Here is a 22458-nt window from a genome sequence, read left to right as displayed (position 1 = left end):
TTTCTCCATTCCTCAATTGTTGAATGCAATGATGAGCGGCAGGCCAAACAGCCTGGCCCAGGCAATGGCGCTCGCGCGCTGGATAGCAACGATGGACGTTCCTACGGTCCACCATCCGTTGCCGGTGGCCACGACGGTGTCGGCGGAATGCAGCATCGACTGGAGCGCAGGCCAGACAACGAGCTGCTCGTAGCAGATCAGGGGAGCCAACCTTGCCCCCTCCACTTTGACCACGGGATTGGCGAAGAAGTGCGCCCGGGCGCTGCCACCCTCCCCCATCCAGGCTTTCCATGGTTGCCACATCGAGATGGGGACCGGCATGCGCTCGCGATAGAGAATTTCCGCTCGGTCGGCCGAGATCGATACCAGCACATTGTCATAACCCTCGCCGTCGAGCAGGGCCGCGCCGGCAATGACGGTGATGGTGCGGCCACGCAGGCCCTCCCGCCACAAGCGCTCCACGGTCGGCGTCCAGAAACCCAGCGCACTCTCGGGAAGGACGACAAAGCGGATGGAAGAATCCGCGGCCGACTGCACCGTTGCAATCAGGTCACGGTGGTGGGCGAGCGAGGCATCGCGCCCCAGCCTTTGTCCCTGTTCGAGATCGACGCCCTTCCATCCCTCCGGTAGGATCGGCGCTGTCCACGTTGCGGCGGACCACACCCAAAAACCTCCCAACAAGAGTGCTGCGGTCATCCGGCCTCGCGATGTCATCATTGCGAGCCCGATGGCAGTGGCGCCAACACCCCACCATCCCCAGCCCGGAAACAGCACGCCTGCCGCAGTGATCGGCTGCGCCCAACCGATGATGCCGAACGGCGGCAGCGCCATCACCACGGTCGCCAAGAGATACCGCACCGCCCGGCCCTGTCCCGGCCGTTCTGACCAGGCCGCCGCATGGACGAGGACAAAGGCTGATGATGCCGCCAGCCAGAGAAGCAGCCCCGGCCAGAGATCGGCGGCGTAGAAATTGGCAACGCCTTGCGGCAGTCCGCGCGATGCGGCGAGAAAGTACCCAGCCGACACCAGGGCTGCGGCGGTCCGCGACGGTGAAAGCGCCCATAGCGCCGGGAATATCATGGCAAGCGGAAGCGCAAGGACGTGGCCGCTCCAGCTGACCGCTCCGACCGCGATTGCCAGGACGACGAGGAGAGCTGAGCGTGCCAGCTCAAGGCGTGAAGGTGAAGACCGGCCGGGCAAGGCCGAGCAATCCGGTCGAGGGTACTGGTCCGAAATAGCGGGAGTCATAGGAGCTCGCAAAAGGTGAGTGCAGATAGAGATATCCCGCCGGCACGATGCCGCCGGCGAAGGGCGTGAGCGACCGGCCGGCGCCGTCGGTCTTGCGCAGGCGCGAGGACGAGAGAATTTCACCGTCGATGCGGACGACATCGCCGATTTCGACATGCTGTGCGGGCAGAGCAGCCACCGCCTTGACGAGCGGCGCGACGCTGCCCGGGCAGAGGCCACGGGCAAGGTAGCCTCGACGACGCGCCTCCTCGAACAGAGGCGTGATCGGCGGGCAGACAAACACCAGGTCACCGCCCGAAATAGCGTGCCGCGGCGGCTCGATCCTCCAAAGACCGAGCGGCTCGCTCGGCGTCAGGTTCAGACGATAGCCCCCGCTCCAGGCCACGACGGAGAGGAGGCTGCTCATCAGCGCCGTCCCGCCGAGCCCCATGATTGCACGACGACGCGTCATTGTTTTAGCGCTGGCGTCTGGCGCTGGGTCAAACGCAGGTCGTCGACCTGCTTCAGTGTCGACGTCGTGCGCTCATGGGCGGCCAGTTGTTGGGCTACGCGCATCACCGGCCAGGCCTCCTTGAGCTCATCCTTTTCCTGCGGCTTAAGACCGGCGGCGAGCTTGTCGAACAGATTTCCTTCCGGATTGCGCGCCCCGTTCGAGAGCAGCGCGCGCTCGCCAAAACGCTCAGTGACGGCCTTGTTCAGCCCGTCGATCTCGAGCTTGGCCTCGCGGTTGCTGATGGCAAATCCGACAGCCGCCGGCAGATCGTTGCGGTCGATCGCATCGCGCACGCGCTCGAGCACGATGCGTGCTGTGGGCGACAGCGCCGGAATATCGATCGACACGCGCTGGCGCAGGCTCTGTTCCTCTCCCTGCAACCGCTCCCGGGCCGTCTCGCGCATCGTCAGATACTGCTCGATGTCGCGCTTCAGGGCCGGCACGTTGACCTCGGCAACGCGTCGCGCCCCGCGATCCGCCTTGCTGGCGAGAAGTCCGGTTTTGCCATTGAGCGCTCCAATCGATGTTGGATCGCTGTGGAGCTTCTGGAGCGTATGTCCGGCGCCCTCCCGGTCGCCGAGAACCGCATCAAAATTCATGGCGCGGAAGGCTGTTTCCGGATCGGCGAACACGTAGCGGAAGCGCGTGGACACCTCGTCCCATTGCGCTTTCAACGCCGGATCGTCGCCAAGCTTCTGGTCGACGGCATCCCGTAGTGTAAACGCGAACTCCTTGACGCCAGCGACCATCGGTCGGGCCTCCTTCTTCTGTTGCAGGTTGGGCGATTGGAACAGGCCAAGTCGCTCGCCGGCGACCCGCAGGCGTCTGCCGAGATCGGAAAACTTCTCTTTCTGGCGGAGCGTCCAGTCGAGCCGGTCACGCATAAGCGTGCGGGCGACCTGGACGATGTGCAGGCCGCGGTTTTCGGCAAAAGCCAGAGCCTGGCGGTAAAGCGTGGCGCGCTGGTAGTCGAGCGTCGTCTCCTTGGCGTTGCGTCGGGAGAGAACCGTTTCGAGACCGCCGTTGAAGCTAAAGGACCGGCTCCCGTAATAGACCTGCAGATCTTCGCGATGGCGGGTCATGGCGACGTAAGTCAGATGGCGATCCAGTGACAATGACGCGAGCACCTTGACGCGATCGACGGTGGCGCCCTGGCTCTTGTGGATCGTCGTCGCATAGCCATGATCGAGATTGTTATAGGCGCGCTGTTCGACCGTCACTCGGCGCCGATGCTCACCTTCGCCAACGGAGATTACGACCCGGTTCGGCGCTGCCTCAACGACCTTTCCGAGCATGCCGTTCTTGACGCCGAGCGCGGTGTCGTTCTTCAGGAAGACGATCTGGTCGCCGGCGTCGAACTGGCGCAGGCCGTCAGCTGTGCGGAACGCATGGCCCTCACCGACAACGCCACGCTCGACCAGTTTTGCACGCGCCATATCGTTGAGCAGGCGCACGTCGCGGCGCAGATGCGCGAGCATCAGCGTCGACTTCGCGGGATCATAGTCGCGGTTCCAGTCGGCGATCAGACGTTCGATGGCATCAGCCTTCAACGTCGAGCCGTGCACTCTGTTCTGGGTGCGATAGGCGGCAAGTGCCGCACCGACATTTCCGCGTGCGAGATCAAGCGAGGCTTGCCGCATCCACTCTTCACGCTGGCGGTAGATCGTCTCCAGTTCCGCATAACCGATGCGCTCAGTGATGGCCCGGAAGGCTGCACCCGCCTCGATCGGCTGCAGCTGGTCCGGATCGCCGACCAGGACGAGCTTGGCGCCTGACTTGACCACGGCCTCGACGAAGCCTGCCATCTGCTTTGAGGCGACCATGCCCGCCTCGTCCATGACGAACACGGTCTTGCCGTCGAGCGCGTCACGGCCCTGCCGCCAGCGCAGTTCCCAGGAGGCAAGCGTGCGGCTCTGGATCCTGGCTTCCTTTTCCAGACCCTCGGCCGCCTTGCCGGCAAGCGCGCCACCGACGACGCGATATCCGGCAAGCTCCCATGCTTCGCGTGCCGCTTTCATCATCGTGGTCTTGCCGGCGCCGGCGCGGCCGACGACTGCGGCGATCCGGGCAGAGCCCGCCACATGCTCGATCGCCGTTCTCTGTTCCTGCGACAGTCGCGCATGACGCGCAAACGTCGCCTGCAGCACTGCCTTCCGAACGCCATGCGACGATTGCCTCGAAAGCCAGGTCGCGCGATTGGCCATCTCGGCTTCGAGCCGGATCAGCGTCCGCGTCGTGTATTTCGCGGGCACCCGCTCGCCGGTCGCGAAGTCGATCGTATCGCGCTGCAGGCGCAGCACCTCGGCACTTCCGAGAACACGCACCACCAATTGTTGGAAGAGTGCGGGATCATCGACATAGCGATGCAGCACCTTGGCGATGTCGCGCTGATCGAAGACGCTTTTCTCCGAGGTGATGAGGTCAAGGACGTTCTCTGGTCGCCGGAGAATGCGGCGCACATTCTCGGACCGCTGCTTCTCGTTCAGTTCCAATCGTTCGAGCTCGGGCGAGAAGCCTTCCTGCCTCGCCTTGCGCTCGATGGCTTTGGCGCCGACGCCGAGATGGATGGTCGGCACGAGCGCGATGCCCTGCTTCTCGTAGGAGCGGCCATCGACACGCAGTGCGATCCCGTTCATTGCCAGGTGATGGTTCTGGCGTTCGAACCAGCCGTCGCGCAGAGCATTGAACTCCGCGGTACCGCCGGCCCAAAGGTCATAGATGATCTTGCCCGCCTCGGACTTCAGCGGCTGGCCGTTCTCGCCGAGAACCGCAACCTTCTTGGCGCCAAAACCGTCCTCGGTCAGAGGGCGCAACGTCATCATCAGGTGGATGTGAGGGTTGCGCGCGCCAATCCGGTTCTCATCGTGATGAGAACCAAAGGAATTGGCGTCACTGGATTTGCTCGTGTCGTGATAGACCCAGTCGGCGACCATGCCCTTGGCAAGCACGTGGCGGTGGACGAAGTCGCGCACAAGCGCGATGTTCTGCTCGGCCGTCAGCTCCAGCGGCAGCGCAATGGTGAGATCCCTGGCAAGCTGCGCGTCGGCGCGCTTCTCGAGGGCTTCGACCTTGTTCCAGAAGGCTTCCGAGGCGCCTGATAACGACCGGTCGGCGATCAGCGTTCGCACCCAGGCCGGCGCGTCGGCCGGCAGCGAAAACTCCTCATGCACGAGACCTTGTTTGCTTGTGTAGTCGATCGTGCGGGCTTCACGCTCATAGTCCATGCGGGCGCAGTGCCGGTAGGCCGCCGAGAGCACGGCACTGCGGCCGCTGCCACGGCTGACGATGCTGACGGAGAAATGGGCGATGGCCACGGCGCGAACTCTTTCCCGGTTGCAAATGATCTCGGCATGTTCATCGGGAGCGGCGGCCCCGCCAGGGCCGCAAATCGGCACGTCGCGTCAGCGACGTATAATTGCGCCCTTGGATCCGCTCCTTCGGAACGGCGGGATGATGGCCGAAAGTGTCGGCGTTGCCGACGTGCAAATCTGCACCTTTCCCTGAAGAGCCATTCGGGAGAATCTCTGGCGATCTCGAAACAACGCCAGGTCAGCAGGAGTAACCTCCGGAATGAAGAAGCCGTCATCGAAGATCAGGGAAGAGATCGCCCGCCTGCACGAACAGCTGAAAGCCGCCGAGACACGCGAGGCGGAGCGCATTGGACGGATCGCCCTGAAAGCGGGGCTCGGCGAGATCGAGATTGACGAGACCGAGCTTCAGGCAGCGTTCGAGCAGGTTGCCGAACGGTTTTGCGGAGGCAAAGGGGCAACAACGCGAGCTGCGACCGGAAAGAAGAGCCCGGGAGATGGTCGGGCCGGCAGCAGATCGCCCGCGAAGGACGAGGCTGGCGCGTCTCAGAGCAACGCTGGCGAGGCTTGAGCGGATGGCCAGGACGATGACGAGTGATGCCCGCAAAAAAGACACGCGCGAAAAAATCGAGCTCGGCGGCCTGATCGTCAAGGCCGGCTTGCGCTATGAAAAACGCGCGCTGCTGCTCGGGCTGCTGATCGATGCAGCCGGACGGATTGGCGGCGATGACATCGAGCGGGCGCGGCTGACGGCGATCGGTGCGGAGGCATTCGGCCGTGACCCCGAATAAGCTTCTGCTCGCCGTCCTGCCCGCCGCGACCATGGTCGCGGCGGCGATTGTCATTCCCGGCATCGAGCACTGGCTTGCTGCCTTCGGAAAGACCCCGCAGGCCAAGCTCATGCTCGGCCGCATTGGCCTGGCGCTCCCATATTTGCTCGCGGCCGGCGCCGGCGTGATCTTTCTATTCGCGGTAAACGGCAGCGCGCATATCAAGGTCGCGGGCTGGAGCACCGTGACAGGCAACGCCGCGGTCGTCGTAATCGCCGCACTGCGCGAGATGGCACGGCTCTTCGACTTCGCGGCAAAAGTGCCGGCGGGCCGATCGGTGCTCTCCTATCTCGATCCGTCCACCAGCATCGGCGCGGCTGGCGCGATACTCTCCGGCGTCTTCGCAATGCGGGTTGCCATGAATGGCAATGCGGCCTTTGCTATGCCCGCGCCGCGACGTGTTCGCGGCAAGCGCGCCGTGCATGGCGACGCCGACTGGATGAGCATGACGGAGGCGGCAAAACTGTTTCCGGAGAGCGGCGGCATCGTCGTCGGCGAACGCTATCGGGTCGACCGGGACAGTGTGGCGGAATTCTCGTTTCGCACCAATGCGCGGGAGAGCTGGGGCGCCGGCGGCAAGAACCCGCTTCTGTGCTTCGACGGTTCCTTCGGCTCGTCACATGGCATCGTGTTTGCCGGCTCCGGCGGCTTCAAGACGACCTCGGTAACGGTGCCGACGGCGCTCAAATGGGGTGGATCTCTCGTCGTGCTCGATCCATCGAGCGAAGTTGGGCCGATGGTTATCGATCACCGGCGCAAGGCCGGCCGCAAGGTGATCGTGCTCGATCCCGAAACCCCGGCGATCGGCTTCAACGCGCTCGACTGGATCGGTCGCTTCGGCAACACCAAGGAAGAGGATATCGTCGCGGTCGCGACCTGGATCATGACCGACAATGCGCGGGCGACATCGGCGCGCGACGACTTCTTCCGGGCGTCGGCCATGCAGCTGCTGACGGCGCTGACTGCCGACGTTTGCCTGTCCGGCAATACCGACGAGAAAGATCAGACCCTGAGGCGGGTGCGTGCCAATCTCTCGGAACCGGAGCCCAAGCTGCGCGAGCGGCTGACACGCATCTACGAACAGTCGGAATCCGATTTCGTGAAGGAGAACGTCGCGGTGTTCGTCAACATGACGCCGGAGACCTTTTCCGGCGTCTACGCCAATGCCGTGAAGGAAACGCATTGGCTGTCCTATCCGAACTACGCGGCACTGGTGTCCGGCAACAGTTTCTCCACCGACGAGCTTGCGAGCGGCGAGACCGACATCTTGATCGCGCTCGACCTCAAGGTGCTGGAGGCGCATCCCGGTCTTGCCCGCGTCGTGATCGGCGCGTTCCTCAACGCGCTCTATAATCGCAATGGCCAGCTATCCGGGCGGACGCTATTCCTGCTTGACGAGGTGGCAAGGCTCGGCTACCTCCGCATCCTGGAAACGGCGCGTGACGCCGGCCGCAAATACGGCATCAGCCTGACGCTGATCTTTCAGTCGATCGGCCAGATGCGCGAAGCCTATGGCGGTCGTGACGCGACATCCAAATGGTTCGAGTCGGCCTCCTGGGTTTCCTTTGCCGCCATCAACGATCCCGAGACGGCGGACTATCTGTCGAAGCGCTGCGGCGAGACGACGGTCGAGGTCGACCAGACGAGCCGCACCAGCCAGTCGTCTGGCTCGTCGCGCTCGCGCTCGAAGCAGCTCAGCCGACGCCCGCTGATCCTGCCTCATGAGGTGCTGCGCATGCGCACCGACGAACAGATCGTGTTTACCGCCGGCAACCCGCCGCTCAGATGCGGGCGCGCGATCTGGTTTCGGCGTGAGGACATGAAGGGGTGTGTAAAGCCCAATGCGTTCTTCCGGGACAGTGCGCAGCAGCGATGATGTCTCCGTCTCAAGTCGCGTCCGCGGGCATGTCCTCCAGGAGCCCGTCGTAGACTTCGAGCAGTGCGTTGGTGATCGCCTGACCCAGAGCGTTTCCGGCGGCACGGACGTCGTCCTCCGTGCCGTCCCGCGCCGCCTGGGCGAGTTCGAAACCCTGCTCGCCAACAATCTGCTTGGCGACTTCGATGGCCCAGAGACCGAAGTCACCGCGGCTTCCGATCTGGATCGTTTCGTCCATGATGAACCTCGAATGTTTTTCATGCGCCATACAGTCTCGCCACGGCAAACACCAGTGTGCGCGCCTTGCCGCAGCGTTTTGACACCGCCTTGCGGCGACTCAAGAATCTCGGAAAACTACGCCGCGACGGCTACCGGAAGAATTTGGCCACATCAAGTTGTGGAAAATGGATTGGATTGGACGGTTTGCCTGCGCGCGGGGCCGTGACAATTAGCGAATCCAGTGGAATGTTGCTGTCGCAATCCAAAGGGGCTTAAGCATGACCACCACCAACGAGATCGCAGACAAGATTGCCGCCGACCACGGCCTGACGAAGGCACAGAGCAAAACGATTGTCGGAGCTGTCTTCGCCGCCATCACTGCTGCAGCAACATCCGGTGCTGAAACATCGATCCCGGCCTTTGGAAAGTTCAAGGTGAAGGCAACTCCGGAGCGCGACGCGCGCAACCCGGCAACAGGTGCGACGATCAAGGTCGCTGCCGCGAAGAAGTTGACCTTCCAGCCGGCGAAGGCGCTCAAGGATACGATGAACACGTAGCGGCGTCTCGCGATACGCGGGTTCATGCGACCGGCAACTGATACGCGGCCCAAGTTTCCACATTCATCACGATCATGAATCAATTGCGGCAGACTGATTCATAAGTCTCGTTGGACGCTGACGCTGAAATTTCCGACTCTGTCGGCATGCTTGCTCAGCCCTATCATCTTTATGTCGAACGGACGGATAGCGCGAAGAACATGGCGCGCTACTATGCCATGTCGATTGAGCCGACATTGTTCGGCAATGCCTGCTTGAGCCGTCGGTGGGGGCGTATCGGTTCCGCCGGTCAGCAGATGGTCCATCATTTCGACCGGGAAGATGAAGCGGTCCGGCTCTTTCTTGATCTGCTCCGACAGAAACGAAATCGCGGTTATCGTCCGCGGACTTCGGCGCTGCTGTGAAGCTGCCCGCCAAAGCAGGCGTGGTGCCGGATGGTGAACACCTCTCCAGAAAGGAGGCTCCGCGTTGATAGGGCCGTCCCTGTTCAGCGCCATCAGAGCGAGATCGGCTTGGGCGATTTGGAGTTCCGCCGTCGAGCTGCCCGGCGCTCCGCGCATGTTGATGAAGGCGACCGTCGATCTTCTTCCTCCTGAAACGGTTCTCAAGGTTTGGCGGCAATCGAGAGGGCGACGGAAATACGACGCGATGTGGGAGAGGCTGCGCGACCGTACCATCACCGATGAGACGCGCCTGCAAGAAGACCTTTGTCCGGTCGTGTATGCTCTCGGGTGTGGCAGGCTACGATCGCGAGCGGCATCGGCCCAGGTGGTGCCCCGGCCGATGCGTGATGAGGCTGCCGGTTAGCGGTTGGCCCCGCCTCTCGGCGGGGCCAACCTCGTTAATCCCGGTTCGGGCGGGACCAGATCAGCTGCAGGCCTTCCTCCCCTTCGATTTCGATGAGGGTGGCGTAGATGGGTGCCGAAAAGCTCGGATCGTCGAGCTTGACCGAGAGGTAGTCGCGGCCCTCGCTGGAGGTCTTTTGCCAGGCGGCGCCGAGTTCGACATTGGCTGCCGCGAAGATGCGGAAGTGCGGGCCTTTGTCGGAAGGGTTCTCGACGCGGACCAGCTTGGCCTTGACGTTGAGATTGAGGGTCTTGATCGTGCCGGTGAAGCCGCTTTCGGAGGTGGTGAAGGTGCCGATGGTAGCCATGTCCAAGTTCCTTTTGCTATTCGGGCCGCGCCCATCGCGACTCGATGGCTGTCGCAAGGATCGGGAACGATCGGACCGCACCCTTGGGCCGAAACGCAGTGAAGGGCGGCCAGACAAGGCTTTCTTGTCGCGCGAGGAAGGGCGGCGGCTTGGCCGCTCGGGGAAGAAAGTCTTGGACGACCGTTGCGGGAGGACGATCGAGGCGTAGCCGTTCTCCGGTCAGACATGCCTCATCGAGCCCGCAGATGGAGCGCCGGCGACAGTCGCATAGGATCTGTAGTGGCGGTCGCGCTCGGTTCGTCCGCATTTCCGAAGACGGTCTCGCGACGAGCCCATTTTCGAATTCGATGAAGTGAGGTTCGGGATTCCAGCGTTTCGATTATTGCCGGCGGCACAGTTGCCTTGCCGGTTGCCGAAAGTCGTCGCCCCGCGATTCGCCGGAAATCTATGCCCTAGCTGGTGATGCTGCCAGTCAGGAATTCCCGCATCATGGACATTCCATCCCGCATCCAGAGCGGCGGCAGAATCTCGAACATGTGGTCGTGGTCTCGTTCGCTGATCGCGAACCACTCGCCGGAGTAGAGCACGCCGGCATCGTCCAGCCAGCGGTTGGGCCGCCGCGCATGGCGGTCGAACATGCGGAACATTTGGCCGGTCGGGGACGCCTTGAAAAAACCTTGACGCGGCCGGCGGGCATGCGGCAGCCGGTCTCCTCCTCTCCTCTTCCTGCCTTTGGCTCACCTTCACCCACGACCTACTGCAGGTCCAGAGATCGCAAAATCGCCTGCAGATCGGTCCAAATGTGGCCCTCGGTTTCAAGACCGATGCTTACGCGGAAGTGAGTCGTCGAATCGGCCGAATGGACAATATGGCGATCGGGAGCAATAACCATCGGGACAATCATGCTCCTCGTTCCACCCCAAGAAGCGCCAATGGCGAAAGTCTTCAGCTGATCAAGCGCGTGGTCGACAGCTTCTGCGGAGATGTCGTCAACCCTTAAACTGAAAACACCCGAGCTACCCTTGAAGTCACGACGCCAGAATCCATGGCCGGGTGACTTAGGGAGCGAGGGATGCAGTACCGCGTACTTCTGACTACCAGACAGACGCTGAGCGAACTCTTCCGAGAGAGCACCAACGTGCCGCAATCGCAAGGCCATCGTTTGTAGTCCACGCAATGCAAGCGAGCATTCATCGGGGGAGACGCCAACTCCGAGGCAGCTAAGAGTGTTGCGTACTCGCGCATAGAGATCGATATCGCGGAACACCACGGCACCGAGCAGAAGGTCCGAATGTCCTCCAACATATTTTGTTAGAGCTTCCGCAACCATGTCTACGCCGAGGTCGAGCGGTTTGCAGAGCAAGCCCGTCGCCCACGTATTGTCGCAACCGACCAATGCACCCGCAGACCTACATATTTTGGATATCGCTGGAACATCACAGACTTCCATGCTGGTCGAGCCAGGCGCCTCTACCCAAACAAGCTTGGTACGTCCTTCAACAAGACGACCGCGAAGATCCGTCAACTGCATCGGATCGAAATATTCGGTTTCAATACCAAGGTTGCCTAAGAACTCTCTCGTAAGACTTTTAACGGGGGGGTAAACATTATCCGCGACGAGTAAATGATCACCTTCTTTGAGAACTGTCAGCATAGCGACCGAGATAGCGGCCAGACCCGACGGTACCACTACCGCCCTTTCTGCATCATGGATGCGCGCCAATTGGCTCTCCAAAACCCGCACCGTGGGAGTGCCAGATAGCCCATAAGTGTAACCATCAGGCGCTCGGTTAGCTCTACAGCGATAAGTCGCTGCATCAGGAAATACGATTGTCGACCCGCGATATACGGGCACAGCCAGACTTTCGAAACCTTCAAGTGGCGTTTCCGGAGGTACGACGCAGAGCGTGTCCCGTAGTTCTCGATTCTTCGTCACGGCAATTGCTTTCGTTAGGGGGAGAACCTGTGCAGGCGACGAATTCACCTATGATCGATCAATTATCTCCTTTGAGATAATCAGTTTTGTGAGTGCCTCTTCTTGTCAATGGCTCTGTCTTGCTTACTCTTATGGCTTCTGTCGCCCGTTAGACTCATGCTTGTCACCTATTTCTCATATTTTGGATTGCTCCCGGGCGCACGCAAGTCGCCTGTTGATCGGTGAAGGTATATCTGGTATATTAGGCCTGTCAAGCCGGCAGCGGGAGCTGTCGAAGTCCTTGGGGGGTAGAGCCTCCGGCGTCAATTTTTACAGGAGCTAGCAATGTTAAGTGCACCAATTTGGCCGGGCACGCTCGAAGTCAGCAGGCGAATCACTCAACTAAAGAAGAACATGGCAGACGTGGAAATGGACGCTATCTTGATCACGTCAAAAGATAACTTCGAATACTACACCGGTTACAGAAGTCTTTTTTGGCTTTCGGACACCCGCCCGTTAATGGCGATTGCTCAGCGCGACACCCCCGGGATTTCAATCGTGCTCAACATCGGGGAGAAACGTAACGACTACTGTAACATCAACGCGGACGTGCACCCAATCTTCTACCACGGCTTTACGGACGCTGCTCTGGATGCCATCCAAAACATTTTGAAGGATCTGCCAAGAAGTTCTCTTATTGGGATCGATTACGGTCGCGATATGAATGGTAGAGGATCTCTTGCGCTTGTGGATCGCATGCGAGAGGACCCTCATCACATGCGACTAGCAGATGCCGCAGAGTTGATCTGGCGTCAGCGCATTGTCAAAAGCATGCACGAATTTGAAGCAAAGCGCGCCGCATGCCAAATCGCGACAGATTCATTTTTCGGCGGCTTAAGCGATATCAGCTCCGGCATTAGCGAATATCAATTCGGACAACTCCTTAAGATCCGGATGATCGGGCTCGGTGCAGATAGCGTTGATTGGATTCCGGTGCGCTTCGGACACGGCGGAGCCAGCTATGGTCAGCCGAATGCCGACCGCAAACTCGAAAATGACGACTTTATCTGGGTGGACATGGGTGTGCGCCGCGGCGACCAGATTAGCGATCTGAACAGGATAGCCAAGGTGGGTAAGCCGACGCCCGAGCAGGAAGATATTTATGCTTTTGTGCGGGATGTCACTCTTCGCCTCGCGGAAGGCATTCGTCCAGGCATGACCGGGCACGACGCTTTCGCGCTGTTCGAAACTCTCTGGTCGGCTCGGGACTTCTCCAAGGGTGGTAAACTCGCGATTGCTGGACGGGTGGGCCATGGTTCCGGCATCGCGTTAACGGAACCTCCATCGTTGATGACTGGCTCCGCAGAGGTCATTTTAGAAGACATGGTTTTGCATGTCGAACCTAAGATTGAGATTGCTGGCGGAATGTTTCAGGTGGAGGAGGTGTTTAGGGTCACTCCAACCGGGCCCGAATTCCTTAGTGCGATCTCTCCCGCGAAATTGCCGTCAGTGGAGCTCTAAATGCCGAACTCCGTCTCTTCTACAACGGTCATGAAAGAAGATCCGATCCAGGGGCCTGTTTGGACAGGAGTTGATTTCGGCGGGCCCGGTCTTCAGACGGACTTTGTGCGTGTCCCCTATTCTTCCGACAAATCTGCTTATGGATGGATTCCAGTGCCGATCATTTGTGTCAGCAATGGGGGAGGAGGACCGACCGCGCTTTTGACAGCAGGAACGCACGGTGACGAATATGAGGGACAGATTGCCCTTCGGAGGCTGATCCACGAGTTACCAACCACGCGTCTCGAGGGGCGGGTTATTATTTTGCCTGCTCTTAATCAACCGGCTGTGAAAGCTGGTCGGCGTAATTCGCCTCTTGACGGCGGTAATCTAAACCGTCTCTTCCCCGGAAGCTTGACTGACGGGCCGACTGCTGCAATAGCGTATTTCGTTGCGCATGTGTTATTTCCGATAGTCGATCTTGTAATCGATTTGCATTCGGGCGGTACTTCATTGGATTATCTCCCAATGGCGCTCGCCCATGCTGGACGAGGACCCGCCGAGTCAGAGTCAATTCGGCGACTCTTAAAGAGTTTCGGGGCCCCTTTTAGTGCTATAACAAATGGGAGCGGCGGAGGCGGAAAATCTACTCTGTACGCTGCGGCGGAGCAGCGAGGTATCGCGGCGATAACAACCGAACTGGGCGGCGGACCAACCCTTTCAGAAGTTGGTCTGTCGATAGCCGAGAAAGGTATCCGTCGAGTGCTTCGCGACTTCGGCATAGCACCCGACCTCGGCGACGACCCGAATCCCACCACTCGGTTTGCTCGCTCCCTAGGCCCGAACCATACGATATACGCGCCCTGCGACGGGCTCTTTGAACCACTTGTAAGGCCTGGTGATAAGGTGGCGAAGGGTCAGAAGGCAGGATTTGTATATCGGACCGATGATATGGTTGCGAAACCATGTGTGCTCGAGTTTTCAACAGATGGAATTGTGGCCTTCAGGCGTTTCCCGACTATGACAGAAACCGGCGATGCGCTCTTTGGTCTAATTTCGGAGACAGAGAATGACAGGCCATCACACGCTTCAAAATTTTAAGTCCGTATCTCTTCCGATCTCGTGTTGGGCTATGATCGAGGTGCTCTGTTCGCCTCTGAGCCGCGGCCACGAGCTAAGTGCCGGGTAAGAGTGAAAACAACGATAACAAAAAAGATGTGGGATTGTCGCAGCCAATCGCGTGAGACGACGTCTCGGCTGTTCTGAAACGACCGATAGATCTCCTCGAGGGTCTCAGTTACCGGCGCAGGCTGTGGCTCCTAGGATCCGCGCTTACCACCGTTCACGAAAACGGCCGGTGCGCCCCCTGGCCGGAGAAGTATCGAGGGCGAACGCTTAGTGCTCGATCCCTCGGCCACCTGCGGCATTGCTCGCGCCTCGAAATTGGGCGAGGACCTGGCCTTGATCTGCTCGGCCACGGTGCGAACAGCCGGTCTTGAAGTGTTGCACGCGATCGTCGGTCAAGACCCTTGCGCTCGGGAGACGAAACCTGCGCCAAGATGGGTCGGATAGCGGTCGATGATTTGCGTTGGTGAGCTGCTACGGGCATGCCTACCTCCAGGGTAGGTATTAATTAGTCGCCGGTGAACTATTCGCAAGGCTTTGATCTGGTTTCCTAATTGGTGAGGAATGCGGGAATAGCGTTGCAACATTTGCGGTGTCTGGTGGCCGTTTTCTTGCAATTCGATTTGACGATTCCCTTGTGCGCCGATGCGTGATTCACTCGTTTTGGCGGGCGAATCGAGGGACGGCGAATGTCCAGGCCACGCGAGAAGCGCGAGACGGGAGAGCAGGACCTGTTCCGCTCCAGGCTCGATCAGATCATCAACATGAAGCACGAGCTGGTGCGGCTGGCGCAGGCGATCGACTGGCCGGTGCTGGAGGAGCGTTTCGGCGCGGTCTATTCGGACGGTCCTGGCATGCCGCCCTTACCGACGCGACTGATGGCGGGCCTTGCGATCCTGAAGCACACTTTCGACTTGTCGGACGAGGAGTTGTGCGCCCGCTGGATGGAGAACCCCTACTTCCAGTATCTGTGCGGCGAAGAGTTCTTCCGCCACGAGCTCTCCTTCGAGCGCTCATCGATGACGCGCTGGCGCCAGCGCATGGGCGAGGAGCGGATCACGGCGCTCCTGCAAGAAAGCCTGGCGGTGGCGGTCAAGAGCGGAGCGATGAAGCCGGCCGATACGCGCCGGGTGATCGTCGACACGACCGTGCAGCCGAAGAACGTGATGTTCCCCACCGACGCCAAGCTCGTCAATCGGGCGCGCGAGCGGCTGGTGCGGCTGGCGAAGAAGGCGGGGCTCGATTTGCGCCAGACCTACGTGCGGGTCGGCAAGCTGGCGCTGATCAAGCACCAGCGCTACGCGCACGCCAAGCAGTTCAAACGGGCCAACAAGGCGCTGCGCAAGCTCAAGACCTATCTCGGCCGCACCATTCGCGACATCTCCCGCCGGATCGCCGGCCAAGCGGACCTCGAGGCGAGCTTCAAGTGGCCGCTCTACCAGGCCTCGGCGGTTCTGGAGCAACGTCAGCGCCAGCGCGGCCGCAAAATCTACAGCCTGCACGCCCATGAGGTCGAGTGCATCGGCAAGGGCAAGGCGCATGCCCCTTATGAGTTCGGCGTCAAGGTCTCGATCGCCACGACGCTCGAACGCTCGAAGGGCGGCCAGTTCGCCCTGCACGCTAAGGCACTGCCCGGCAATCCCTATGACGGCCATACGCTCGCGACCGTTATCCCCGACATGGAAAAGACCATCGGCAACGAAATCGGCCGCATCCTCGCCGACGCCGGATATCGCGGCCACAACGCACCTGAAAGCCACAAGCTCAGGGTCTTCACCGCCGGCCAGAAGCGCCGCGTCACACCTGCCATCAAGCGTCAGATGCGCAGGCGATCGGCAGTCGAACCCGTCATCGGCCACATCAAGGCCGAGCACCGCATGGGCCGCAACTACCTCGCCGGCGAACAGGGCGACGCCATCAACGCCATCCTCGCCGCCGCCGGCTACAACTTCTCGCTCCTGATCAAATGGTTCAGGCTGCTTTTGTGGCTTCTCATCACAGCACTCCAAAGCCGCCCCAGATCCAGCGCAGCCTGACCCACTTCATTGTTCACGGACGACTAATTACGCGACCCCACTTTTACCAGAGCGCACCCTCCTCAAGGATCTGAACAGGCCACCCGTTCGATTCTCGCCACGGCGCACCATCACCTCCGAATCTCGTCGAAGCTAGGCAATCGCGGTCGACCTGCGGCGAGCACTGTTCTCGACAACCCTAGTGCAACAATTGCTTTAGGAACTGCTTCGTGCGGTCGTGCTCAGGGTTTCCGAAGAATTTCTGTGGCGCAGCTTCTTCGATAATGGCCCCTTTGTCCATAAATACCACGCGGTCGGCCACCTCACGAGCAAAGCCCATTTCATGCGTGACACAAATCATAGTCATTCCCTCCTTGGCGAGCGCAGTCATAACATCCAGCACCTCTTTTACCATCTCGGGATCAAGCGCCGAAGTGGGTTCGTCGAACAGCATGATCTTGGGCTTCATGCACAGCGCCCGAGCAATTGCAACGCGCTGCTGTTGACCGCCTGACAACTGCCGTGGATACTTCTTGGCCTGCTCGGCGATGTGAACCCGTTCGAGCTTTTCCATCGCGATTTGATTGGCAGCATCCTTGGGGATCTTTCGTGCTCGTCGCAACGCCAAGGTGCAGTTATCCAAAACGCTTAAATGAGGGAACAGATTAAACTGCTGGAAGACCATTCCTACATCACGCCGTACTTCAGCCAAGCCCCTCATGCCAGGTCGTAGTTCAGCCCCACTGACGACGATGCGGCCTTCGTCGTGTGTTTCCAGTTGATTGACACAGCGGATAAGGGTCGATTTGCCTGACCCTGAGGGACCACAGATCACTAGCCGTTCGCCAACCGCAACATTCAAGCTAACCTTGTCAAGCGCTTGAAATGTCCCGAACCACTTTGACACGCCTTCGATCAACACCGCAGCTCTGCTGTCAGCTTTCTGAGTGAACTCCACCACAAGGGTTCTCCGTTCTGTACGTTCGGGTTCCATTTTTCTTCTCCTCGACGAAGCCCTGCCGCTCCTTTTTAATGTGACGTGCCGAGCAAGCCGAGCCGCCGTTCCAATGTCCCCACCAAGAAGGCCGCAATCAGCGCCAGGAGCAGGAAGAGAACTCCTGCGATGAACATGGGCTCGGCATAGCGATACGTGTCTGACGCCACATCAAACGCGCTGCCAAGCATTTCAGGAACCGCGATCACCGCGAGCAAGGGAGTGGACTTAAGTATGCCGATTGAGTATGCGCCAAGCGGTGCCGCGATATTTCGCAACATCTGGGGCGCGACAACATACATCACCGTGTCCCAACGATTTAAGCCCAAGCTGAGTGCTGCTTCACTCTGGCCAGCGGGCACGGCCTCGATCCCAGCTTTGAATACTTCCGAGATGTAACCCGAATAATAGAAGCTTAAGCCGAATATACCAACAAGGATCGCAGGCAGGACAACACCATAATACGGCAATACAAAGAACAAAAAGTAGATCTGGACTAACGCCGGGGTTGACCGGATCGCATCCACCAAAAACTGCACTATGGGACGCACCCACCGGTTGCTGCGCCGAAGCATTTCCCACAAAAAGCCGAGGAGGGTTGCCCCGATAAAGCTGAGTATACCCACCAATATGGTGTTTCCGATGCCTTCCAAGACACGAGGGATGATTTCGACCGCGAAAGCAAGATCAAAGCTCATTGACACGCTCCCCCAGTTTGCCCGTAGATCGCTCCAAATGTCGGCCCAGCAGGGTGACGGGATAACAAACCATCAGATAGCAAAGCAGCAGCCCGGAGTAGATGGCGACCGGATCGTACGTCGATTGAGCTATCTGCTTCGCTCGGAACGTCATGTCTGTCAGTGTGATGAGCGAGACCAGCGCAGTACCCTTGATGAGTTGGATGGCCTCGTTGACAAACGTTGGGATCATTTTTCGAAGGGCCTGTGGTAGCTCAATCCACCTAAGGACGGCAAAGCGATTCAACCCCAAAGCCAGTCCTGCTTCACATTGCCCACGATCAAGAGATTGCAGAGCTGCACGTACAGATTGACTCGAGTACGCTCCAGCGTTCAAGCCAAGCACCATAGCTCCTACTGCAACAGCCGAAAGCTCGATACCAAAAGCTGGCAACGAATAATAGAAGACGTAAAGGAGAACAATCACGGACGTGCTACGCCAAAACTCTATCAATGCGGTAATCGCCCAGCGGGCGGCGCCCGTTGAGAAGTGTTGAAGCACTCCTGCTAAGACCGCAAAGGGTACGGCGTATAGCAATCCAAAAAAGGTTACCTCTGCGGTGACGTCGGCACCCTGCAGGATGCCAAGCACGATTTCGATAAAGCTCATGCTCATTACTCCGCAACTTGCCGCTAATTGTCGCCCCAAATGCTCCTGGCAGTGCCATGAACGTCCCCGCCCGGCGTTTCGAGGAGGCGGTTCTGTTGACTTCCATCGGGCTTTCCCTTTGAACAGGCAAACAGAATAATATACATGGTATGCCAGCATGTCAACAACACTGCCGGGGAGCCGCCACCGGGAACGTCCTTGACGTCTATCACGTAGGCTACTAGGTATTCCAAGGTGCGTTCGGAGCGCCCTGTGGCGAAAAGAAGGAGAGCTGTATGACTAATTCGCCGCTTCGGCCATCAGCGTCACTGCACGAATCTGTGCGCGAAGAGATTCTCGCTCGCATCAGAAACGGAACATATCAGCCAGAGGCTCTCATTCCATCGGCAGCTATGCTCGGAGACGAATTCGGCGTCAGTCCAATTACCATCAAACGTGCCTTACGTGATTTACAATCAGCCGGTGCATTGGTGGCGGTTGCGGGCAAAGGAACCTACGTCAAGAAACGCACCCGTATTTTGCGGCGACTAGATATCTCGTCGCCGTCTTATGAAGGCGCAACGATTCAGTTGCAGTCGATCACGAGGGAGAAGATTTCGGATTCGGCGATGAGCTCATTCAATGTGCCCACCGACGCAATGCTCTGCGTACGCAAGATCGTTTATACTGACGGTGCACCGTTTATGTACGATGCAACCTATCTGTCCTCGGACGTCAGCAATGAGATGATTGAGGAGTTCGGAGACGTCTTCGTTGCAACTGCATTGAAACGTCACGGTATCGACGTCGTAAATACGGACCTTATTATTGACGCAGCCCCGGCCTTCGGAAAGGTCGAGGAGATTTTCGGCATTCCTTCCGGCTACCCTATGCTGCGGCGGTTCTACAAATTCACGACCAGTTCTTCGTCGATGACAGTGTTTGGTGTCGTGCAGGCGCCGTTCGATCAGCTCGCCTGTTCGATAAGTCTTCCGGCAAGCCCAGTACCGGAAGCCCGCAAAAACTCGGGCAGCGGGCTCGCGGGCGACTTCTCTGTCAATAATGATGGTGCGTTAAGTTAGAGAGTCGCCAACAAGGGCCAGGTTAGGCGTCCCGCTTAGGGCCATCAGAACTCCACCAAGGGGGCGCGGCACCACTTTAGCCATCCAGCAGCCGATTAACAATTCTAACCAAACGTTCCCGCAGATGAGGAGGCCCGACGTGTCAGAAATTGTAATCGCCACATGCGCTTTTCCAGGGACGTACGATATAGGCAAGAGTCTTGAGTTGCATCTGTCCTACATCGAGGAGGCTGCCGTCGCTGGCGCGGCCATCGTCGTTTTCCCCGAGACGAGCCTGCAGGGGTATCCGAACTGTTCGAACTTCTCCAGCATCGAGGGCGTGCTCAATGAGGTTCAACGCGTAGCCGAAACGGTACCGGACGGGCCGGCTGTGCGGCGCCTAATCGCTGCCGCTATGAAGCATCAAATCCATGTGGTCTTCGGTCTCATCGAGGCGGGCACGCAGCCGGGTATCCTATACAACACACTTGTTCTCGCGGGCCCGCAAGGATACATCGGTTCGTACCGAAAGGTCCACCTCGGTATCGGAGAGCAACTTGTTTTTCGGCCTGGGGACCGATGGCCGGTATTCGACACCCCGCTCGGCAGGATCGGCATGCTGATCTGCTACGACAAGTGTTGGCCGGAAGCATGCCGCGAACTCACCTTATCCGGTGCCGAATTGCTGGTGATGGGAACGGCTTGGCTTGCGATGCCCGGCCATGGCGAAGGAGAAGACAACCTCTATGTACAATGGTACAACCTGTTTGATCGGGTCCGCGCTGTAGAAAATTACCGTTGGTTTATCTCATCGAATTTCGTCGGTGAACTTGGCGGCGAGACCTTTATCGGTTTCAGCCAGATTGTCGATCCACTAGGCTGTATCGTTGCAAGCAGCGGGCTTGACCGTGTCGGGTTGGTTACTGCAAAAATAGATATTCGTGCCGGCCTCGCGCGGACTACCGCTATCCGCGGAGGCCCGCGCCTCATCAGGGATCGCCGTGCCGAGACCTACAAGGTGCTCAACGGCTCTCTCCCGATACTTGTGGACGGCTGACGGTGGGCTCGGCTGTCGAGGGCTGTGACTGATTTCTGCGAGTTTTCTGGCTTGGTACAGCGGTCTGAAATAGCCCACGAATGACCCAGGCACGATCTCCACCTTTGATAAGGGATAGGAATAATGTCGCGTCTGTGACTGATAACAGCCGGAGATAGAAATCCTCGAAGGGGATGAGCGCAGACGGCGGTAGACCACCGCGGAAAAGCTGTCGATGTCGAGGAGACCTGCGCGGCACACGTGTGCCTCGCCACCCTGTCCCCCAACCTTCCACTAGCGCAAGCTGGCCGCGTGAGGCGCGATGACGGCAAGTTGGCCACGGGCGAGGTTGTGGCAGCGTCGCAGTATGGGGCGCTTCAGAACGAACTGCGCGAGCTGCAGTATCAATGCGGGTGAACTTTCCCAGAAGGGCTAAAAATAGAATTCCCCAACTAATGGTGTCTTCACCTATAGTGGGTGGCGATAGGCGCGCCAACGCCACCGCGGCCGGCCATCCGATGGGGTGCCCGCGAACCTGCCGCTTCAGGTTGACATCCCTAATATACCTACTATGATCAGGCCGTCGTCTTTCTCTTGCAAGGCGAACAACCGAAGGAGGTGGAAAATGAAAAATAAAGAAATGGTCGCGACACTTGCCATTTTGATGCTGGGTTGGGCCGGCGTCACAATGGGCTATGCCCAGGACACGTTGGCTAAAGCGAAGCAAACTGGGAAGCTAACAATTGGTATCGCCAATGATCCACCCTGGGCATTTGTAGATGCGAAGGGCAACGTGACGGGTCAGGCTCCTGACGTACTAAAAGCGGCATTGGCGCCGCTCGGTATCACGAAAGTTGAGGCAGTCGTGACAGAGTTCGGGGCCCTTATACCTGCCCTCCAGTCCGGTCGATTCGACGTGATTGCATCAGGGCTCTACATCACACCCGTGCGTTGCAAGCAAGTCGCATTTGGCAATCCGGATTTGCGGATGGGCGAAGGCTTTCTGGTGCTAAAGGGTAACCCGAAATCCATTCACAGTTTTAATGACGTCGCACAGAAGAGCAATGTGATCCTCGGCGCAAGCAGAGGAAGTGCGGAGGTCCAGTACGCCCTCGATGCCGGCGTGCCGAAAGACAGACTTTTACTTTTCCCGGACGAGCCTTCGCTTCTGTCCGCACTACTAGCCGGACGCATCGATGCGGTTTCGTTGACGGCCGTCACCATCTCAAAATTGCTTGCGGCCTCTGACAAGGTGGAACGCGTCGAGCCATTTTCACAACCAGTAGATGCCAAGGGCAAAGCTGTCTCTGGCTACCCTGGCCTAGCATTTCGCAAAGAGGACTCCGATTTGAGGGATGCGTACAACGTTGAGCTTAAGAAACTGAGAGAAAGCGGCAAACTGCTCGAAATTCTGAAGGCTTACGGCTATAGTGACGACGAGCTCCCGCCCGCTGAGGTGACTGCGGCGGAACTTTGCAAGTAATCTTTTTTTTGGCCTGATCCGAGTCAGCTGTAACTAACGTGAAAACGAAAGCAGTTGGAATGACCGAATCGAGCAACTTCTTGGCTTCGGTCATTCCACTCGACGGAAGTGCCTCTCGGGTGTCACTTTGACGAAGGACTTTGTTATTTGGGTCTAATCCTGCACCCGGCCCTACCGGCATGCTTTTTGCTACGCGACTGACCACTCGCTACGTTGGCAATCCAAGCGCCCTGGCCGCGCATCGTCTGGGTATAAACCGAACGGAAATTCGTCACAACGAGATGGAAAGCCTCTCAAGGTCCCTGACAACGCATGGGTT

The 22458-nt window shown here is 59.0% G+C and carries 21 protein-coding genes; 11 read left to right on the top strand and 10 right to left on the bottom strand.

What is annotated here, in order from left to right; translation table 11 throughout:
- Positions 1–12: 12 nt before the first annotated feature.
- From C7I87_RS23145 to traA, 3 genes are read right to left on the bottom strand one after another with little or no spacing between them, the layout of a single operon-like run.
- Positions 13–1200, bottom strand: a complete 1188-nt coding sequence (locus C7I87_RS23145) for a conjugal transfer protein TraB (RefSeq protein WP_246696364.1) — start codon at positions 1198–1200, stop codon at positions 13–15.
- A complete protein-coding gene (gene traF / locus C7I87_RS23140) occupies positions 1169–1699 on the bottom strand; it encodes a conjugative transfer signal peptidase TraF (RefSeq protein WP_149906374.1) in 531 nt (176 codons plus the stop codon). The genes C7I87_RS23145 and traF overlap by 32 nt, the downstream gene beginning before the upstream one ends.
- Complete coding sequence (traA, locus tag C7I87_RS23135; protein ID WP_149906373.1) at positions 1696–5055, bottom strand: Ti-type conjugative transfer relaxase TraA; 3360 nt, start codon at positions 5053–5055, stop codon at positions 1696–1698. Before traA ends, traF begins: the two co-directional genes overlap by 4 nt.
- Before the next feature lie 256 nt (positions 5056–5311).
- Between traA and traC the strand changes: the two genes are divergently transcribed.
- Genes traC through traG form a run of 3 tightly spaced genes read left to right on the top strand, consistent with a single transcriptional unit; the run spans position 5312 to position 7755 of the window.
- Complete coding sequence (traC, locus tag C7I87_RS23130) at positions 5312–5620, top strand: conjugal transfer protein TraC (protein WP_149906372.1); 309 nt, start codon at positions 5312–5314, stop codon at positions 5618–5620.
- A gap of 4 nt (positions 5621–5624) precedes the next feature.
- Positions 5625–5840, top strand: coding sequence for a type IV conjugative transfer system coupling protein TraD (gene traD, locus C7I87_RS23125; RefSeq protein ID WP_149906371.1), 216 nt, complete (start codon positions 5625–5627; stop codon positions 5838–5840).
- A complete protein-coding gene (gene traG / locus C7I87_RS23120; protein ID WP_149906370.1) occupies positions 5827–7755 on the top strand; it encodes a Ti-type conjugative transfer system protein TraG in 1929 nt (642 codons plus the stop codon). The genes traD and traG overlap by 14 nt, the downstream gene beginning before the upstream one ends.
- Before the next feature lie 10 nt (positions 7756–7765).
- On the opposite strand, the gene C7I87_RS23115 is transcribed toward traG, so the two are convergent.
- Positions 7766–7993 (bottom strand): hypothetical protein, encoded by a 228-nt coding sequence (locus C7I87_RS23115; protein ID WP_149906369.1) that lies wholly within the window; start codon positions 7991–7993, stop codon positions 7766–7768.
- Between the two features lie 259 nt (positions 7994–8252).
- On the opposite strand from C7I87_RS23115, the gene C7I87_RS23110 reads away from it, so the two are divergent.
- The gene (locus tag C7I87_RS23110; protein WP_149906368.1) at positions 8253–8531 is read left to right on the top strand and encodes an HU family DNA-binding protein; all 279 of its coding nucleotides are present in this window, start codon (positions 8253–8255) and stop codon (positions 8529–8531) included.
- Positions 8532–8641: 110 nt separating this feature from the next.
- Positions 8642–8935, top strand: coding sequence for a WGR domain-containing protein (locus C7I87_RS23105; RefSeq protein WP_246696363.1), 294 nt, complete (start codon positions 8642–8644; stop codon positions 8933–8935).
- Positions 8936–9372: 437 nt separating this feature from the next.
- Here C7I87_RS23105 and C7I87_RS23100 read toward each other — a convergent pair whose 3' ends face one another.
- The 3 genes from C7I87_RS23100 to C7I87_RS23085 form a co-directional block, all read right to left on the bottom strand.
- Positions 9373–9684: a DUF736 domain-containing protein gene (locus C7I87_RS23100; protein WP_149906367.1), complete on the bottom strand. Its 312-nt coding sequence runs from the start codon at positions 9682–9684 to the stop codon at positions 9373–9375.
- 452 nt (positions 9685–10136) lie between these two features.
- Complete coding sequence (locus C7I87_RS23090) at positions 10137–10331, bottom strand: DUF1419 domain-containing protein (protein ID WP_149906365.1); 195 nt, start codon at positions 10329–10331, stop codon at positions 10137–10139.
- Positions 10332–10438: 107 nt separating this feature from the next.
- The gene (locus C7I87_RS23085) at positions 10439–11620 is read right to left on the bottom strand and encodes a trans-sulfuration enzyme family protein (protein WP_149906364.1); all 1182 of its coding nucleotides are present in this window, start codon (positions 11618–11620) and stop codon (positions 10439–10441) included.
- A 324-nt stretch (positions 11621–11944) separates the two neighbouring features.
- On the opposite strand from C7I87_RS23085, the gene C7I87_RS23080 reads away from it, so the two are divergent.
- From C7I87_RS23080 to C7I87_RS23070, 3 genes are all read left to right on the top strand, one after another.
- Positions 11945–13120, top strand: coding sequence for a M24 family metallopeptidase (locus C7I87_RS23080; RefSeq protein WP_149906363.1), 1176 nt, complete (start codon positions 11945–11947; stop codon positions 13118–13120).
- Positions 13121–14200, top strand: a complete 1080-nt coding sequence (locus C7I87_RS23075) for a succinylglutamate desuccinylase/aspartoacylase family protein (protein ID WP_246696362.1) — start codon at positions 13121–13123, stop codon at positions 14198–14200.
- 713 nt (positions 14201–14913) lie between these two features.
- Positions 14914–16260 carry an IS5 family transposase gene (locus tag C7I87_RS23070; RefSeq protein WP_149906362.1) on the top strand — a complete coding sequence of 449 codons (1347 nt, stop codon included), beginning with the start codon at positions 14914–14916 and terminating at the stop codon, positions 16258–16260.
- Positions 16261–16438: 178 nt separating this feature from the next.
- Here the strand turns inward: C7I87_RS23070 and C7I87_RS23065 are convergent, their stop codons facing one another.
- Genes C7I87_RS23065 through C7I87_RS23055 form a run of 3 tightly spaced genes read right to left on the bottom strand, consistent with a single transcriptional unit; the run spans position 16439 to position 18580 of the window.
- Entirely contained in the window at positions 16439–17233 is a 795-nt protein-coding gene (locus tag C7I87_RS23065) for an amino acid ABC transporter ATP-binding protein (RefSeq protein ID WP_149906361.1), read from the bottom strand.
- A gap of 35 nt (positions 17234–17268) precedes the next feature.
- Positions 17269–17931 carry an amino acid ABC transporter permease gene (locus C7I87_RS23060; protein WP_149906360.1) on the bottom strand — a complete coding sequence of 221 codons (663 nt, stop codon included), beginning with the start codon at positions 17929–17931 and terminating at the stop codon, positions 17269–17271.
- A complete protein-coding gene (locus tag C7I87_RS23055; protein WP_149906359.1) occupies positions 17921–18580 on the bottom strand; it encodes an amino acid ABC transporter permease in 660 nt (219 codons plus the stop codon). The genes C7I87_RS23060 and C7I87_RS23055 overlap by 11 nt, the downstream gene beginning before the upstream one ends.
- A 275-nt stretch (positions 18581–18855) precedes the next feature.
- On the opposite strand from C7I87_RS23055, the gene C7I87_RS23050 reads away from it, so the two are divergent.
- From C7I87_RS23050 to ehuB, 3 genes are all read left to right on the top strand, one after another.
- Complete coding sequence (locus C7I87_RS23050) at positions 18856–19641, top strand: GntR family transcriptional regulator (RefSeq protein ID WP_149906358.1); 786 nt, start codon at positions 18856–18858, stop codon at positions 19639–19641.
- 124 nt (positions 19642–19765) lie between these two features.
- The gene (locus C7I87_RS23045) at positions 19766–20677 is read left to right on the top strand and encodes a carbon-nitrogen hydrolase family protein (protein WP_149906357.1); all 912 of its coding nucleotides are present in this window, start codon (positions 19766–19768) and stop codon (positions 20675–20677) included.
- Positions 20678–21281: 604 nt separating this feature from the next.
- Entirely contained in the window at positions 21282–22139 is an 858-nt protein-coding gene (ehuB, locus tag C7I87_RS23040; protein ID WP_188393953.1) for an ectoine/hydroxyectoine ABC transporter substrate-binding protein EhuB, read from the top strand.
- Positions 22140–22458: the final 319 nt, after the last annotated feature.

It is taken from the genome of Mesorhizobium sp. SARCC-RB16n, from assembly GCF_008520305.1.
Lineage (GTDB): Bacteria > Pseudomonadota > Alphaproteobacteria > Rhizobiales > Rhizobiaceae > Mesorhizobium.
This window is presented reverse-complemented; position numbering and strand designations above follow the sequence as displayed.